The organism is Streptococcus oralis subsp. dentisani (genome assembly GCF_003944205.1).
In the GTDB taxonomy this organism is placed as follows: domain Bacteria; phylum Bacillota; class Bacilli; order Lactobacillales; family Streptococcaceae; genus Streptococcus; species Streptococcus oralis_BH.
In genome coordinates this window covers 176,233-190,912 of record NZ_RJPH01000003.1, presented here as the reverse complement: position 1 = coordinate 190,912, position 14,680 = coordinate 176,233, and the positions used below count along the sequence as shown (strand labels likewise).

The following is a 14,680-nucleotide window of genomic DNA, read 5'->3' as shown; positions in this document are numbered from 1 at the left end:
TTTTATCTCTCTTTCGCTGAGCATCTATAATTCTGTTAAAATTTTCTAATAAAAAATCTTTTTTAACATCTGGAAATCTTTTTTTATTTATAAACTTCGCCAATTCATTCATAGAAATTTCTTTTTCAGAAACATCATTATATTGTATTTTTTGTAATAACTCATCATAAGATATTTCTTGATCGGGGCTAATCTGATTTTTTAAAAAATCTACTATATCTCTAACACTAATTTTTCCAGAATAAAATTCAGAATTAAAATAATCATATTGATTCATAACACACCTACTATCTAAAATAAAAAATGAGATGTACGTTGCTTTTCAAGCTCACATACTTAGGTTTTAAATATCAGACAATTTTATCTCGCTATAATAGTATATCATTTTTTATAAGCCTTTGTATTTAAACTTAGTAAGGATTTTATAAAATTAGAACTGCGGAATTTATTTCAAACCCGCATCTTAAAAAATTTAAAAAGAGGTATACTATAGGTGTAGTCTAAGTTATAACTTTTTACTCGTCAGCATTCTAGAAAGTCTGACCATGCACTTTTTGTCAGAAAGGATAACACTATGGCAAAAACAAAGAAATCAACATTAGGAAACTACGATAGCGCAAGAGCATTCTTAGATGCTTTAGCAACTTCTGTTGTCATCCCTGAATCTGTGGCAGTTGTTGACAGCAACTCAGGTATTATGAACGAAGGCCAAGAGAACCAACGATTTTGGGCATCTTTAACATGCGTAGATAAAAAAATCTACGATCAGTTCGCTAGTATTTCTCAAGAAGCTTACTGTCCAACTTTCAAAGTCAAGTTGAAAAACTATCAGAACGAGAATTTAGATAGTTTAATCAACGCTGACATCGTAATTAGCAAGTATGACTTATCATTTGTACTTGATAAACTCAAGCAACCCGTCGGACTCGCTCTTGTAGCTGAGCTGGCTGATATTGCACTCAAATAGAAAAGAGGTTACTTATGAAAAAACTCTTAAAAAGCCTAAGAGAGCTAGAGTGGTATTACCAACTTTTCATAGCTTTAATTAGTTTCGTTTTACTCGCATTTCTTATCAAGTTCTTAATCTGGATAGTCCCCATACTCTTGGGGCTCGTAATTCTTCTCGCAGTTGCAACCCAAGGAGAAATATTCTTCATACCTTGGCAACGATACAAACAGAGAAATCAAACTGCTGTTAATCCTTTATTTGATAACTTCTATAACTGGTTAACAGAAGTCGGTGTAACAGAACTACCAATTTCTTCATTGACTTTCGTCCAGGGAGTAGAGGTAGCAGAACAAGGTATCTACTTTGTTCACATTAACCAAGAAATCTCCGATTTTCTTCTTGAAGACTTTGCAACAAAAGTAAGACAAGTTGTAAAAACTCTTTCAAATGGTTCTACTGATTGCGTTGTAAGTCGCTCTAAACGTGAGCCCTTCCTTGCAATAAAGGTTCGGTTAGTATCAGCTGATACGATGCTCGTGCAAAAAAATCAAAGAGAAGAGGATTTCTAGCATGATAAAAAACGTTTTCGACGTCAACGTCAGGGGACAACCCTCCCCTGTCACTGTTGACATTAACCGATTTTTCGCATGGATTATTGCAGGCCCATCTGGTTCGGGAAAATCTACTTTTTTGAGAAGACTTTTAGGACTCATTTCATTTTATGATACAGATGCTGAAGCTTACTTTTTGGATTTTAAATCAGATGAAGAAATGTTTCCAATGACTGGCGACCATGTCGCAAGAGGCTTTTACTGTCTAGAACTTTTCGAAACAGTCTGCCAACGTTTTGAAACTAGACTTAATAAACAAGAAGAAAACTCTCATAATCTTTACTTGATTTTCGATGAATGGCAGGCTTTCCTTGCTTATCTAGAACAAACAGATAAAAAGAAACATAAAGATGTTTTATCGAAAATGTTAATGATGAACAGCATGGGTAGAAGTCTAGGTTTACGAATTATTTTGTCTAGTCAACGTTTTTTAATGTCTGACTTACCAGGTCGGTATAACTTCAACTGTATAATTTCATTGTCTACTAGTTTTCTCATGTCTACCAACAACAGGCAACTCCTTTTTTCTGATATGGAAAAAGATGAAGTTGTGGTAAAGCCGCGAGGATATGGCTATTTCCAACTTGAGGGAGAATCTGTCAAGATGTTTCGTACGATTCAAGTAAAAGACGAGGAACGGTTAAATCAACGAATGCAAGAGCTATTTTCAAGGTATAGCTAGCGCTTTTTCTGCTACACTTGTTAAGTACGACAGTAAGCTTATTTTGAAGTTTCATCATCGGTTTAGTGTCGGCACGACATTGCTAGCAGAAAAATGCCTGCTTGCAAGGGCTAGAGGGTGGAGATTTTTCAAGCGTAACGATGACGAAGGCAAGGAGTGAAGCGAAGAAAAATACTACCCGTCCCTTGTTAGCTGGCAAGCGTTCTTGGTTCGATGGGGTTCCATCGGGCAGCATAGGCTGGGGTTTGGGGCAACGCCCCAAGAGTTACTACAATTTAATTTTTAATTATTCTACGCACGTGTTAGACTGGGCTTGTCAACGGTCTAACACTAGAATAATTAAAAGAATAATTAAAGAATAGTTAAAAAAGAAAGGTTTAGTATAAATGACTTCAAAAAAGAAGGAAGCACTTTTGACTTCTGTAGCAATTACACAATACTTTGAGACGAAATATTGGAAAAATGGTTGGGATGAAGAACTGATTAAGTCTGCAAATGTTGAAAAAATTCTTGAGGAAATTGTCAGAAGAGTTAGTGAAATAGCAACTGTTTCCGAGGCATACGCAATAAAACACGACAAGGACACATCCATCGGTTTTGACAGTGTAACTAGAACAACAACTACCAAGCTAAAAAAGCCACATATTCACGCTTTACTCAAGTTTGAAAAAGGTGCAACACTAACTGATTTAGCTGTACAAATCGGACTAAAACCTGAATATCTAGAAAAAGCGAAGTCTGGAAGGTATGGCTACGATAACTTGTTAGCTTACTTAATTCATGCCAAAGATAAAGATAAGTATCAATACAGCCCTGATGAAGTAATTTCTCTAACAGGTAAAGACTACTTAAAAGTTTATCACGAAAGACAAGGAAGCTGGCTTAAAGGAAAAGCAAAAAAGGAAGTGCTACAAAGTTATGAGGATATCGATTTATTAATTGATAACATTCTGAATGAGAATATTACGAAAAAGGAAATACTACTTAATAAGCAATATCATACTCTTTATACAGTTCATAAAGTTAGAGTAAACGACGCAATTAAAAGCATTGGAGAAATTAAGTGTGCCAGAACAAAAGATGAACTGGAAAACGGAGAGTTTAAAAAGACAATCCTATTCATATACGGTGAATCTGGACTTGGCAAGTCAACATTTGCAAAAGAGATAGCAAAAAGTCTTATTCAGTTAGCAAAGCTGAATAATAAAAAATGGCAATCAGTCCTGACCGCAGGCACAAATATGTTTGATGAAGTAAACGGGGAAGAGATACTACTACTCGATGATGTCCGAGGGGATAGCTTAACCGCTTCAGACTGGTTAAAAGTTTTAGATCCATATAATATTAGTCCTATCTCAGCTCGTTATCAAAATAAAATAGGCGCTGCTAAGGTCATTATTATCACAAGTTCTAAACATCCTTTGACCTTCTTCTACCATACCAAAGGAAATAATCGTGAGGATTTATCACAATATGTTCGAAGAATTGAACATCTAGCAACGTTAAAAGGTGTGGGGGATGAACCTATTTTTTATGAATCTCACCCTACAAGAACATTAAATAATCTGAGACGAATCCCAGAGATTGGATATGATACTTACTTATCGTACGATTTTACACCTGATAACGAAATGAAAAGTAAGGAAGAGCTTCTATCCATGCTAGTTTCAAAGGTTGGACTCAACAATCAATGGGATATATGGGAGTACGACAAAACAAAAACCCCATCCGAAACTTTGGCGAGCGAGGACGAGGTTGCAGATAATCAAGAAGAGTAAATAGGGTATCTCTTGATATCTCTATTATACCATACATTGGAGGAACAGATGCAAGTAATTCTACCAGATGAACAAGTTCGACAAATTCAGCTCCTACTTGCTGAACTCATCAAGAAAGAAATTGAAAATAGATTAAACAATAATAACCTTGAAAGTCCGTTTTTAAACAAACAACAGGCTTGCCACTACTTGGGTATCTCAAACAATACTCTAGACAGTTGGATTCAACGAGGACTGCCTGCAATAAAAATAGGCAAGACTATACGATTTAATAAAGAAGCCATTAATTCTTGGCTTTACTCACAAAACTAGAAATATCTATATTTTTGTTTTATAATAGTCATGATATTTTCTGGTTCGATACACAAGGAGAATATCATGACTATCAGTAAGACAAAAAACGGAACTTATCGCTTAAAAGTCTATATCCCAATTGAAGCACGAATGCCACTTGGTATTGTTAATAGCAATTATTACGATAAGAGATTCAAAACAAGAAAGGAGGCAAGACAAGCTGAGATAGATTTGCTTACCAAGTTAAATCAAATAGAAGATAATGAGTTTACAGGACTAGCAAAAGGAGATATTCTTTTCTCAGACTTCTATAATAATATTTGGTGGGAATCCTACAAAGCAGGACAAACTACATCTACTTCTAAGCCACCAAGCAGGTCAACAGTTGCCAATACCAAAACATGTTTTGAAAAACATATACTACCACTTCTTGGAAACTATACGATACAGTTTCTAAATCAAAATAAGCAAGTTATCCTAAATCTAATGACATCTAAGGCTAATGAATATGCGAACTTCAAATCTTTACGTAGCTATGTGATTTCCATTTTTGATTGGGCAGAAGAACTTGAATATATAGAAGCTAATAAAGTTGCAAAAATATTAAGAAGAATAAAAGCCACTAAAAAGATTCAACTTGCAGAGTCAAAGAGAGAGGAAGATTTATATCTAACTCATGAACAACTCCAAGAATGGTTCTCAGCATTTCAAGAAGATTTAGAGAATGATAAAATAACCCTTAAAGATTATGTCCTATTTTATCTTACTTTTTTCTTAGGTGATAGAAAATCTGAAACCTATGCTCTTCAATGGAAACATATCGATTTTTCAAAATCACAGATTCAGCTAATTCAAGCTTTAGATAGATATGGACAAGTAAAATCTACTAAGGGAAATAAGAAAACTATTTTCTCTATTTCTAATGACTTACTTCAGCTCCTTACCTCTTGGAAAGAACAACAAAAATATGAACTGGCAAAGTTTGGCATCATCAGTAATCCAGAACAATTTGTTTTTACATATATTGACACAAAAGGAAACATCAATAAGCCTTTACATGCTGACTATCTAAACAACAAAATGAAAAGTATTAGAAAGCGACATAAAGAGCTGACACATGCTACACCTCATAAACTACGACATACAGGAGCAACACTTGCTAAACAAGCAGGAATGAGCTTAGAAGCCATTTCTGAAGCACTAACGCATAGCGATACAGGCACAACTCAAATTTATGTCAACACCTCTAATGTAGTTCCTATGGCAGTTGGGGAATTTGCTTTAAAGTCTCTAAAACAATAAGGTAAAAATAAGGTAAACTTTGAGGTAAACTTTTTAAAAAAACACGAAAAAAGCACCCATAAGGTAAACTTTTGAGTGCTTTGAAACGTTGATATAATCGTATTGATTAACGTTTTGAGAATTGTGATGCTTTACGAGCTTTCTTAAGACCTGGTTTCTTACGTTCAACTTTACGTGAGTCACGTGTAAGAAGGCCTGCGCGTTTCAATGAATCGCGGAAGTCTGGGTCTACTTGAAGAAGGGCACGAGCGATACCGTGACGGATAGCTCCTGATTGACCAGCGTATCCACCACCTACAACGTTAACGAAAACGTCGTATGAACCTACAGTTGAAGTAACTGCGAATGGTTGGTTGATAACGAGACGAAGGTCAGCGTGTGGGATGTACTCTTCAACATCTTTTTTGTTAACAGTGATTTTACCAGTTCCTGGAACAAGGCGAACGCGTGCAACAGCGTTTTTACGACGTCCAGTACCTGCATATTGTGCTTGTGACATACTTTATTGTTCCTTTCCTTAGATAAGTCCTGAAATATCAAGAACTTCTGGTTGTTGTGCAGCGTGAGTGTGCTCAGCTCCAACGAATACTTTCAATTTCATACCTTGAGCGCGGCCAAGAGTATTGTGTGGAAGCATACCTTTAACTGATTTCTCGATCAAACGTACTGCATTTTTAGAACGAAGTTCACCAGCAGAGATTTGTTTCAATCCACCTGGGTGGTTTGAGTGAGTGTAGTAAATCTTATCAGTTGCTTTTTTACCAGTCAATTTAACTTTTTCAGCATTGATAACGATTACGAAGTCACCTGTATCAGTGTGTGGTGTGAATGTTGGTTTGTTTTTTCCGCGAAGTACGCTAGCAACAACTGCTGAAAGGCGTCCAAGAGGTACATCAGTTGCGTCAACAACGTACCATTTGCGTTCTACTTGGCCTGGTTTAGCCATGAATGTAGTTTTGTTCATGATTTCTCCTATATGAATATCGTTTTTGTTTACAGGGCGGATGTTCCGGTCCGCGGGGTATTTGAAAGGTTCCGGGGCCTTACAAATGGGGTAAACAATACCGTCTACTATCATACCAAATTTTACTACTAAAAGTCAATAGATATGAAAAATATTTTTACCGATTTCGCTGTTTAACATCTAGAAAAACCTCGCTTTCGCGAGGCTCTCCTATTTGTAAGCTAAGGCACGTTTAAAGGTTTTCCAGATTCCCAAATCATCCGTTTGAAGGACTAGACTAGCATACATGCGTCCGATAAAGGCTGTTGCAGTGACTGCAAAGACAACCGTTATGGCAAGCGAAATCCAAGCTTCCAGACCACTTGCATACCCATTTATAGCTCTAAATGGCATAAAGAAAGTCGAAATGAAAGGAATGTAGGAACCAATTTTCAAAACTAAATTGTCCCCAGCAGCACCTAGAGAGGTCACACCGACAAATCCTGCTATAATCAAGATCATCAATGGCGACAAGGCCTTTCCCGAATCCTCAGGGCGAGAAACCATGGATCCTAGGAAGGCTGCCAAAACAACGTACATAAAGAGGCTAACCAAGACAAACAATAAGGTATTGAGCGAGAAGGCCTCTCCCAAGTGGTTTAAAATACCAGATTGTGCCAAGATAGGGATATCTTTAAAGAGCAGAATGGCAGCCAGTCCACCCACGACGTAAATCCCAATATGGGTCAAAATCACAAGAAGCAAAGCTAGCATGCGAGCGTAGAAATAATGACTAGCTCGGATACTAGAGAAGACCACCTCCATGATTTTGGTTCCTTTCTCGCTAGCCACTTCTTGAGCAGTGACGCTAGCATAGGTAATCAAAATCATATAAAGGAAGAAACCGAGCCCTGCGGCCGCAATGGTTTGAATAATTTTTTTATTTTCCTTGGATTCATCAATCTTCTCAGTAAAGTCAACAGTTTGACTCAAGCGTTTTTCCTGTTCTTGAGACAAATTGGCTGCCGAACGATTGAGTTGGTATTGCAGTTCATTTAGCTTATTGGTTACAGCTAGCTTGATGCCACTTTCAAGAGAGGTTTCACCATGATAGACGGCCTTGATGATGCTGTCCTCTTGGTCGACGGTTAGGTAACCCTTGATTTTCTCATCCTTGACAGCCTGCTGAGCACTGGCCTCATCTGTATAGTCAAAGTTAATCCCATTGGTACCCTTGAGTCCTTCTGTCACAGATGGCACCGTTGTCACCACTGCCACCTTGCTATTCTTGGCCATAGAAGACCCTTGGAGATAGCCAATTCCTACAGATAAGGCTAAAAATAGGAACGGCGAAATCACCATAAAGAAGAAACTCCACGACTTGACATGCCGAAGATAGGTTTCCTTCATTACAACCCACATATTTCTCATACTTCCACCCCTGATTCTAGTTTAAAGATTTCATCGATTGTTGGAGCTTGTTGGTCAAAGGTCGCGATATATTGACCTTGAGTGAGGATTGGGAAGAGTTCCCTTCCAGCGCTCTCGTCATCTAGGATCAATTTCCAACTGCCTTGCTTGGTCAAGCTCACCTGTTTAACATGAGGAAGACTTTCCAGTTCTTCCTTGCTTCGTTCACTTGAAACAAAGAGACGTGTTTTCCCGTATTGATTACGGACATCCTGAACTGGTCCATGCAAGACCACACGCCCATCACGAATCATCAGGATATCATCGCAAAGCTCCTCGACATTGGTCATAACATGGTCAGAAAAGATAATGATTGCACCGCGATCTTTCTCTTTCAAGATGACCTGCTTGAGCAACTCAGTATTGACTGGATCCAAACCACTAAAAGGTTCATCCAAGATAATCAAGTCAGGCTCATGGATTAGGGTGATAATCAGCTGAATTTTCTGCTGATTCCCTTTGGAGAGACTCTTGATTTTATCAGTCAGCTTTCCTTTCACTTCCAGTTTCTCCATCCATTGAGGGAGTTTTTCCTTGACCTCCTTAGCATCCATGCCCTTTAGAGTCGCCAAGTAGCGAACTTGCTCAAGGACTGTCAGCTTGGGCATAAGACTGCGTTCCTCAGGCAGATAGCCAATCCGAGCGTAGGTTTCCTGACGAATCTCCTGCCCATCCAGACTGATTTCTCCTTGATAGTCCAAAAATTTCAACATACTGTGGAAAATCGTTGTTTTCCCAGCACCATTTTTCCCGACCAAGCCCAGAATCCTTCCTGGACTTGCCTGAAAATCGACACCAAACAAGACTTGCTTGGGACCGAAACTTTTCTCTAGATTTCTTACTTCTAACATTTTCCACCTCCGAGATATGTTGCACTTATTATACTCCTTTTTGATAGCCTTTACAACGATTTATGTCCATTTTATCGGATTATAAGTAGCAAAAGTATCCTATCTCTAATAAATTTAAGTGCTTCAGCGATAGCTTTAGTATAACTCATTAAAGACTTTCTGAGATGGCTTCCTCCTCAACTATCGCTTTTCTCTTCTGAACTGTCCTTTTGAAACTAAAAATCCACCCCGAGGGATGGATTTTAGACTATTAACGCACTTCTGCATTCACTTTTTCTTCCAGTGATGCTTGGATTTTTTCCATGTAGCGTGCGACTTCTTCGTCTGTCAAACTATCTTCTGGATTTTGGAAGGTCAAGCTATAGGCCATTGACTTCATACCAAGTCCCAATTTTTCACCTGAGAAGACGTCAAAGAGTTTGATATCTGTCAAACGTTTCACTCCTGCAGCTCGGATAGCGTCTACAACTTCTTGGTGAGTGACTTCTGCCTTGAGAAGTAGAGCAATATCACGACTAACAGCTGGGAATTTGGTAATTTCCACAAATGGAGTAGCTGGTTGAAGGGCAGCTTCGATGGCTGAAAGATTGAGCTCCGCTACATACGTTTCTGGAATATCATAAGCCTTCGCAGTGACTGGATGCACTTGACCAAGGAAACCAAGAACTTGGTCACCGAGTGAAATCACAGCTGTACGGCCTGGGTGAAGACTAGCAATTTCATCTGTTGCTGTATAAGTCACTTCAAGCCCCAAGCGAGCAAAGAGCGCTTCAAGGATTCCCTTAGCATAGAAGAAATCAACTGGAACTGCTGCCGTTTGGAAATCTTTTTCTGCAACCAAGCCTGTCAAGGCAAAGGCAAAGCTGTTGATCTCGTTTGGTAGATCTTCTTTTGGATTGCCTGTTTGTTCAAAGACTTTTCCAATCTCGTAAAGTGCCAAGTTTTTGTTCTTACGAGCCACGTTGTAGGCCACCGTATCAAGGATACCTGAGACCATATTTTGACGGAGAACTGAACGGTCCACAGTCATTGGCCACATAAGTTCTGTAAGGTTACTTGGCTGAGCTGTAAACTCAACTGCTTTTTCAGGAGTTGTCAGAGCGTAGGTAATGATTTCTGTCAAACCTGCCCCTTCGGCGATGGTACGAACTTGGCGACGCAATTTTTGTGTCGCAGTCAATTCCCCTGCTGTACCGTCATCTTTTGGAAGACTAGTTGGCAAGCGATCATAACCATAGATACGGGCAATTTCTTCAAAGAGGTCTGCTTCGATGGTGATATCCCAACGACGACGGGGTACGCTGACTGTAAAGCGATCTGCATTGCCAGAAAGGCCAAAGCCAAGACGACGGAAAACATCCTCCACATCAACATATGAAAGCTCCGTACCAAGGACACGGTTGACATCAGCCAGAGTTGAAGATACTTCTACATCAGAAGTATCAAGCTGGCCTGCTGAAACGATACCCTTACGCACCGTCGCACCTGCAAGTTCTGCAATCATGCTCGCTGCAGCATCCAAGGCCTCATCGACTGTTGCCACATTAATCCCTTTTTCAAAACGAGAAGATGATTCCGAACGAAGGTTAAGGCGTCCGCTAGTCTTACGAATGGATGTGCCATTGAAAACAGCTGCCTCTAACACAACTCGACTTGATTTTTCAGAGATTTCTGTAGCCTCTCCACCCATGACACCTGCAAGGGCTACTGGTTTGTCTGCGACAGTGATGACTAAGTCATTTGTTTCCAACTCACGTTCTTCACCGTCCAAGGTTACCAATTTTTCACCAGCACGCGCTTCACGCACACGGATGTCATTGCCTTCAAAGGTATCCAAGTCAAAGGCATGCATAGGCTGACCAAAGTAGAGTAGGATATAGTTGGTCACATCGACCACATTGTTAATCGGACGGATGCCTTCGTTCATAAGAAGGTTTTGCAACCATTGTGGACTTGGTGCGATGGTCACATTGTCCAAGATACGGGCTGCATAGTAAGGCGCCTTGTCTGTCTCAATGCCTACAGAAAGGGCATCTGCTGCAGCTTCATTTGTTTCTGTTAAACTGAATTCTTTAAAGTTGACTGCCTTGTCATAGATGGCTACCACTTCGTGCGCTACGCCACACATAGAAAGAGCGTCCGCACGGTTGGGTGTGATGGAAAGTTCGATGATTTCATCATCCAAGTCTAGGTAAGAAAAGACTTCATCCCCTGGAACAGCATCTTGAGGCAAGATTTGAATACCATCTGCGAATTCCTTCGGTACAACTGAGTCAGAAATTCCCAATTCACCAAGGGAACAAATCATCCCAAGTGACTCCAAGCCACGGATTTTTCCTTTTTTGATCTTGTAGTTGTCAGCGATACGAGCTCCTGGAAGAGCCACCATGACCTTAATCCCAGCACGTACATTCGGTGCACCACAAACGATCTGACGGGCTTCTTCTTCGCCAACGTTAACCTGACAGACATGCAAGTGTGTTTCTGGCACATCTTCGCAAGACAAGACTTCACCGACGACAATTTTTGAGAGACCGGCAGCCGGTGATTCGACACCTTCGACCTCGATCCCTGTAGTTGACATTTTTTCAGCCAACTCTTGTGATGGCACATCAATGTCCACCAATTCTTTTAACCATTTATAAGATACAAGCATAATTCTGATTGTAAGATCTCACCAAGTAAGACCTTTTCAATTCCTTTCTTTTTCTTCGAGTCAGTCCTCACCTTCTCATCGAGAGAAAATGACTAGGACTGTGTTTCAGGTTTCAATCTTATTTAAACTGTTCTGAGAAGCGGACATCGCCTTGGTAGAACCCACGGATATCATTGATTCCGTAACGAAGCATGGCTACGCGCTCTTGTCCAAGACCAAAAGCAAATCCAGAGTAAACCGTCGCATCGATTCCACTCATTTCAAGGACACGTGGGTGAACCATACCAGCACCCATGATTTCGATCCAACCTGTTTTCTTACATACGTTACAGCCTTCTCCACCACACTTGAAGCAAGAAACATCCACCTCGACAGATGGCTCTGTGAATGGGAAATAAGATGGACGCAAACGGATCTGACGCTCTTCACCAAACATTTTTTGGACGATCAACTGAAGCGTTCCTTGAAGATCTGCCATAGAGATGTTTTTCCCAACAACCAATCCTTCGATTTGGTGGAATTGGTGACTATGGGTCGCATCGTCCGTATCACGACGGAAAACACGCCCTGGTGAGATCATTTTCAAAGGACCTTTTGAAAAATCATGAGCATCCATGGCACGCGCCTGAACTGGAGACGTGTGGGTACGGAGCAAGATTTCTTCTGTGATATAGAAAGTATCCTGCATATCGCGAGCTGGGTGATCTTTTGGGAGGTTCATACGCTCGAAGTTATAGTAGTCTTGCTCCACTTCAAAACCATCCACGACTTGGTAACCCATCCCGATGAAAATATCTTCGATTTCTTCACTGGTTTGTGTCAAAACGTGACGGTGACCTGTCGCAACTGGGCGACCTGGAAGTGTCACATCGATACTCTCGCTAGCCAGTTGAGCTGCGACTTTCTTTTCTTCCAAGAGCTTAGCTGTTTCTTCAAAGGCCGCTGTCAAGATATCACGCGCTTCATTGACGTGTTTCCCGATGATTGGACGCATCTCAGCAGAGACATCTTTCATCCCTTTGAGGATTTCCGTAAGCGACCCTTTTTTACCAAGGACAGAGACACGCAAGTCTTGCATCTCTTTTTCATTTTCAGCAGTAATCTGCTTCAAGCTAGCCAGCGTTTCTTCGCGAAGCGCTTTTAATTGTTCTTCAATAGTTGACATAATTCCTCCATCAGTCTCTTGTAGATAAAAAGAAAACCACATGCCAAAAACTCCACTCGGAGCGTTGACACGCGGTACCATCCGTTTTCATCTGACAAGTCAGACCTTCATTTTCAAATCCATGTGCAAGTGAATTCACCCAGCTTTCATATAGAGAGCTTGCAGTCACGGCTCTCCTCCCTGATATACTTCCCTTGAGTTACTAGTCTTGCGGATTCCTATTCAATTACTACTTAGTTTATCAGATTTTTAGTTAAAAAACAAGTTAGATTAGACTAATTTCAATATAAAAAGGAACAAGACACAATGCACTACCTATTTGTAGGATCTGTTTCACCTGCTTTCCTTTTCAATAAAAGAGTTGCTGCTTGATTAAAATCATCACACCAGTTATACCATTTTGTTTCATACTCATCTTGAGCTAGGATACGGTCTTTTAAATCCAAAACAGAGTAAATCTTCCTTTCCTCGCAAGCTTGCGCATAGAGATGATACAGTTCATCGCCACCATCTCTATCCCACTCAGCAGAAATCGTATCCCGACCTGCCAATAAAGCCTGATAAGCCCTGTGATGCCCGTCTGTAATCAACAAGCAGTCTCCGAATGCAAGAACACTGATTGGAGCAACATTGATTATTTCTACCGACTGATAAAGTATCTGGATATCTTGTAACTTCTTTTCTGATAAGTATAGTTGAGTCGGATGGAGATCTGTTATATTGACTTTCATTTCTTTCTCCTCAAGGGAATTCGATACTCACTTCTGCTTGCCTTTAAATCGCCATTGGAAGCGAAGCTTGTCATAGAAAGGAAATTCGATAAACAGGACTCCCAAGCCCACACAGAAACTGGCAAGAACATCAGATGGATAGTGAACCCCCAGATAGACCCGAGATAGAAGCACACTGACTAGGTAGAAGCCAAGGACAATTTGCACAATTTTTCTCCAGACTGGATCTTTAATCCGCTGACTGAGAATAACAATCAGAGTGCCTACCATCAAAGTTACAGCCAGAGAATGCCCACTTGGGAAGGAAAAGCCCTTCTCCTCGACTAGGTGTATGATAGCCGGCCGAGGGCGCTGGTAGATGTTTTTAAAGGTCACGATTAAAAGACCAGCTAAGGCTAGATTACCCGCCATGAAGTAGCTTTCTATCTTCCACTGCTTACGATAAAAGATAAAGGCTGCAATGGCAACCCAGGTGGTGATTACTGGGATATCAATCAAATGCGTAAGGGCACGGAACAGAACTGTCAAATAATCTGGCAAGTCCCCACGAAGGGCAGTCTGAATCGGTTGATCAAAACCGACCAGCGTTTGAGGGTAAAATTTAACCATATAGCCAAGAAGGACGAAAAGTAAAAGGGCAAAACTGCCCTTCATTAAAAATGTTTGTTTATCTCTCATAATGTTTTAAGGTTGGTTTCAAGAGGACGTATAACAACCAAAATGAAACGGCAAAGATGAAACCTTCAATCAGGTTAAAAGGTAGAACCATGGTCATCAAGTAGTTAGAGAGTCCTAGGATTTCTCCAATATCAAAGTTAGCAAACTGCGCATACAAAGGAACAGCATAGACATAGTTGAGAACCAACATAGCTGCGGTCAATCCGATAGTTCCCGCTAGAGATGCCAGTAGGAAACGAAGGGTGCTACGTTCCTTTTTCCAAATCAAACCAAAAGCGATAACAAAAACTCCCAGAGCTACGACATTCATTGGCAAGCCAATGTAGGTATTCACTCCCTGGCTATTCAGAAGCAACTTCAAGAGCGATCGAAGCAAAAGAATCCCTAGAGCGGCAGGCAAATCCATCACCACCAAGCCCACAAGGACTGGCAAGATGCTAAACTCAATCTTGAGGAAGGTTGCCGCTGGCAAGAGCGGAAAGTCAAAGTACATCAGCACAAATGAAATGGCTGATAAAATCGCAATAGTCGAAAGTCGACGTGTGTTTGTCATAACAGGTTCCTCCAATT

The 14,680-nt window shown here is 40.3% G+C and carries 16 protein-coding genes; 6 read left to right on the top strand and 10 right to left on the bottom strand.

Translation table 11 applies throughout. The features are described 5' to 3' along the window. Positions 1–277 (bottom strand): hypothetical protein (locus tag D8805_RS04100; RefSeq protein ID WP_142999744.1); only part of this gene is annotated, 277 nt, incomplete at its 3' end. A gap of 297 nt (positions 278–574) precedes the next feature. Here D8805_RS04100 and D8805_RS04095 point away from each other — a divergent pair. The 6 genes from D8805_RS04095 (at position 575) to D8805_RS04070 (ending at position 5,616) form a co-directional block, all read left to right on the top strand. Beyond that, a complete protein-coding gene (locus D8805_RS04095; RefSeq protein ID WP_125415544.1) occupies positions 575–967 on the top strand; it encodes a hypothetical protein in 393 nt (130 codons plus the stop codon). Between the two features lie 14 nt (positions 968–981). Further along, positions 982–1,518, top strand: a complete 537-nt coding sequence (locus D8805_RS04090) for a hypothetical protein (protein WP_125415542.1) — start codon at positions 982–984, stop codon at positions 1,516–1,518. Between the two features lies 1 nt (position 1,519). Beyond that, positions 1,520–2,242, top strand: a complete 723-nt coding sequence (locus tag D8805_RS04085) for a P-loop NTPase family protein (protein WP_125415540.1) — start codon at positions 1,520–1,522, stop codon at positions 2,240–2,242. 386 nt (positions 2,243–2,628) lie between these two features. Continuing rightward, a complete protein-coding gene (locus D8805_RS04080) occupies positions 2,629–4,020 on the top strand; it encodes a Rep family protein (protein ID WP_125415538.1) in 1,392 nt (463 codons plus the stop codon). Between the two features lie 48 nt (positions 4,021–4,068). Then, positions 4,069–4,332, top strand: coding sequence for a helix-turn-helix domain-containing protein (locus tag D8805_RS04075; protein WP_125415536.1), 264 nt, complete (start codon positions 4,069–4,071; stop codon positions 4,330–4,332). Positions 4,333–4,398: 66 nt separating this feature from the next. Then, positions 4,399–5,616 carry a site-specific integrase gene (locus D8805_RS04070; protein ID WP_125415534.1) on the top strand — a complete coding sequence of 406 codons (1,218 nt, stop codon included), beginning with the start codon at positions 4,399–4,401 and terminating at the stop codon, positions 5,614–5,616. A gap of 106 nt (positions 5,617–5,722) precedes the next feature. Here the strand turns inward: D8805_RS04070 and rpsI are convergent, their stop codons facing one another. From rpsI to D8805_RS04025, 9 genes are all read right to left on the bottom strand, one after another. Then, positions 5,723–6,115 (bottom strand): 30S ribosomal protein S9, encoded by a 393-nt coding sequence (gene rpsI / locus D8805_RS04065; RefSeq protein ID WP_000075973.1) that lies wholly within the window; start codon positions 6,113–6,115, stop codon positions 5,723–5,725. An 18-nt stretch (positions 6,116–6,133) separates the two neighbouring features. Next, positions 6,134–6,580 carry a 50S ribosomal protein L13 gene (gene rplM, locus D8805_RS04060; protein WP_001044624.1) on the bottom strand — a complete coding sequence of 149 codons (447 nt, stop codon included), beginning with the start codon at positions 6,578–6,580 and terminating at the stop codon, positions 6,134–6,136. 210 nt (positions 6,581–6,790) lie between these two features. Next, on the bottom strand, positions 6,791–7,990 hold the full coding sequence (locus tag D8805_RS04055) for an ABC transporter permease (RefSeq protein ID WP_125415532.1): 1,200 nt from the start codon (positions 7,988–7,990) through the stop codon (positions 6,791–6,793). Then, positions 7,987–8,880, bottom strand: coding sequence for an ABC transporter ATP-binding protein (locus D8805_RS04050; RefSeq protein ID WP_125415530.1), 894 nt, complete (start codon positions 8,878–8,880; stop codon positions 7,987–7,989). The genes D8805_RS04055 and D8805_RS04050 overlap by 4 nt, the downstream gene beginning before the upstream one ends. Positions 8,881–9,130: 250 nt before the next feature. Next, complete coding sequence (gene pheT / locus D8805_RS04045; protein WP_125415528.1) at positions 9,131–11,536, bottom strand: phenylalanine--tRNA ligase subunit beta; 2,406 nt, start codon at positions 11,534–11,536, stop codon at positions 9,131–9,133. A gap of 118 nt (positions 11,537–11,654) precedes the next feature. Further along, positions 11,655–12,701, bottom strand: coding sequence for a phenylalanine--tRNA ligase subunit alpha (gene pheS / locus D8805_RS04040; RefSeq protein ID WP_000103739.1), 1,047 nt, complete (start codon positions 12,699–12,701; stop codon positions 11,655–11,657). A 311-nt stretch (positions 12,702–13,012) separates the two neighbouring features. Beyond that, positions 13,013–13,432 carry a hypothetical protein gene (locus tag D8805_RS04035; protein ID WP_000867349.1) on the bottom strand — a complete coding sequence of 140 codons (420 nt, stop codon included), beginning with the start codon at positions 13,430–13,432 and terminating at the stop codon, positions 13,013–13,015. A 27-nt stretch (positions 13,433–13,459) separates the two neighbouring features. After that, complete coding sequence (locus D8805_RS04030; RefSeq protein WP_038805798.1) at positions 13,460–14,110, bottom strand: phosphatase PAP2 family protein; 651 nt, start codon at positions 14,108–14,110, stop codon at positions 13,460–13,462. Then, complete coding sequence (locus tag D8805_RS04025; protein WP_038805800.1) at positions 14,100–14,663, bottom strand: ECF transporter S component; 564 nt, start codon at positions 14,661–14,663, stop codon at positions 14,100–14,102. Before D8805_RS04025 ends, D8805_RS04030 begins: the two co-directional genes overlap by 11 nt. Positions 14,664–14,680 lie beyond the last annotated feature (17 nt).

Bases quoted from the DNA above. Each gene is read 5' to 3' on its own strand.
- D8805_RS04080 (WP_125415538.1), top strand. From the start codon at position 2,629: ATGACTTCAAAAAAGAAGGAAGCACTTTTGACTTCTGTAGCAATTACA.
- D8805_RS04095 (WP_125415544.1), top strand. From the start codon at position 575: ATGGCAAAAACAAAGAAATCAACATTAGGAAACTACGATAGCGCAAGA.
- D8805_RS04025 (WP_038805800.1), bottom strand. From the start codon at position 14,663: ATGACAAACACACGTCGACTTTCGACTATTGCGATTTTATCAGCCATT.
- D8805_RS04090 (WP_125415542.1), top strand. From the start codon at position 982: ATGAAAAAACTCTTAAAAAGCCTAAGAGAGCTAGAGTGGTATTACCAA.
- D8805_RS04075 (WP_125415536.1), top strand. From the start codon at position 4,069: ATGCAAGTAATTCTACCAGATGAACAAGTTCGACAAATTCAGCTCCTA.
- D8805_RS04070 (WP_125415534.1), top strand. From the start codon at position 4,399: ATGACTATCAGTAAGACAAAAAACGGAACTTATCGCTTAAAAGTCTAT.
- D8805_RS04035 (WP_000867349.1), bottom strand. From the start codon at position 13,432: ATGAAAGTCAATATAACAGATCTCCATCCGACTCAACTATACTTATCA.
- pheT (WP_125415528.1), bottom strand. From the start codon at position 11,536: ATGCTTGTATCTTATAAATGGTTAAAAGAATTGGTGGACATTGATGTG.
- D8805_RS04085 (WP_125415540.1), top strand. From the start codon at position 1,520: ATGATAAAAAACGTTTTCGACGTCAACGTCAGGGGACAACCCTCCCCT.
- D8805_RS04030 (WP_038805798.1), bottom strand. From the start codon at position 14,110: ATGAGAGATAAACAAACATTTTTAATGAAGGGCAGTTTTGCCCTTTTA.
- pheS (WP_000103739.1), bottom strand. From the start codon at position 12,701: ATGTCAACTATTGAAGAACAATTAAAAGCGCTTCGCGAAGAAACGCTG.
- rplM (WP_001044624.1), bottom strand. From the start codon at position 6,580: ATGAACAAAACTACATTCATGGCTAAACCAGGCCAAGTAGAACGCAAA.
- D8805_RS04055 (WP_125415532.1), bottom strand. From the start codon at position 7,990: ATGAGAAATATGTGGGTTGTAATGAAGGAAACCTATCTTCGGCATGTC.
- D8805_RS04050 (WP_125415530.1), bottom strand. From the start codon at position 8,880: ATGTTAGAAGTAAGAAATCTAGAGAAAAGTTTCGGTCCCAAGCAAGTC.
- rpsI (WP_000075973.1), bottom strand. From the start codon at position 6,115: ATGTCACAAGCACAATATGCAGGTACTGGACGTCGTAAAAACGCTGTT.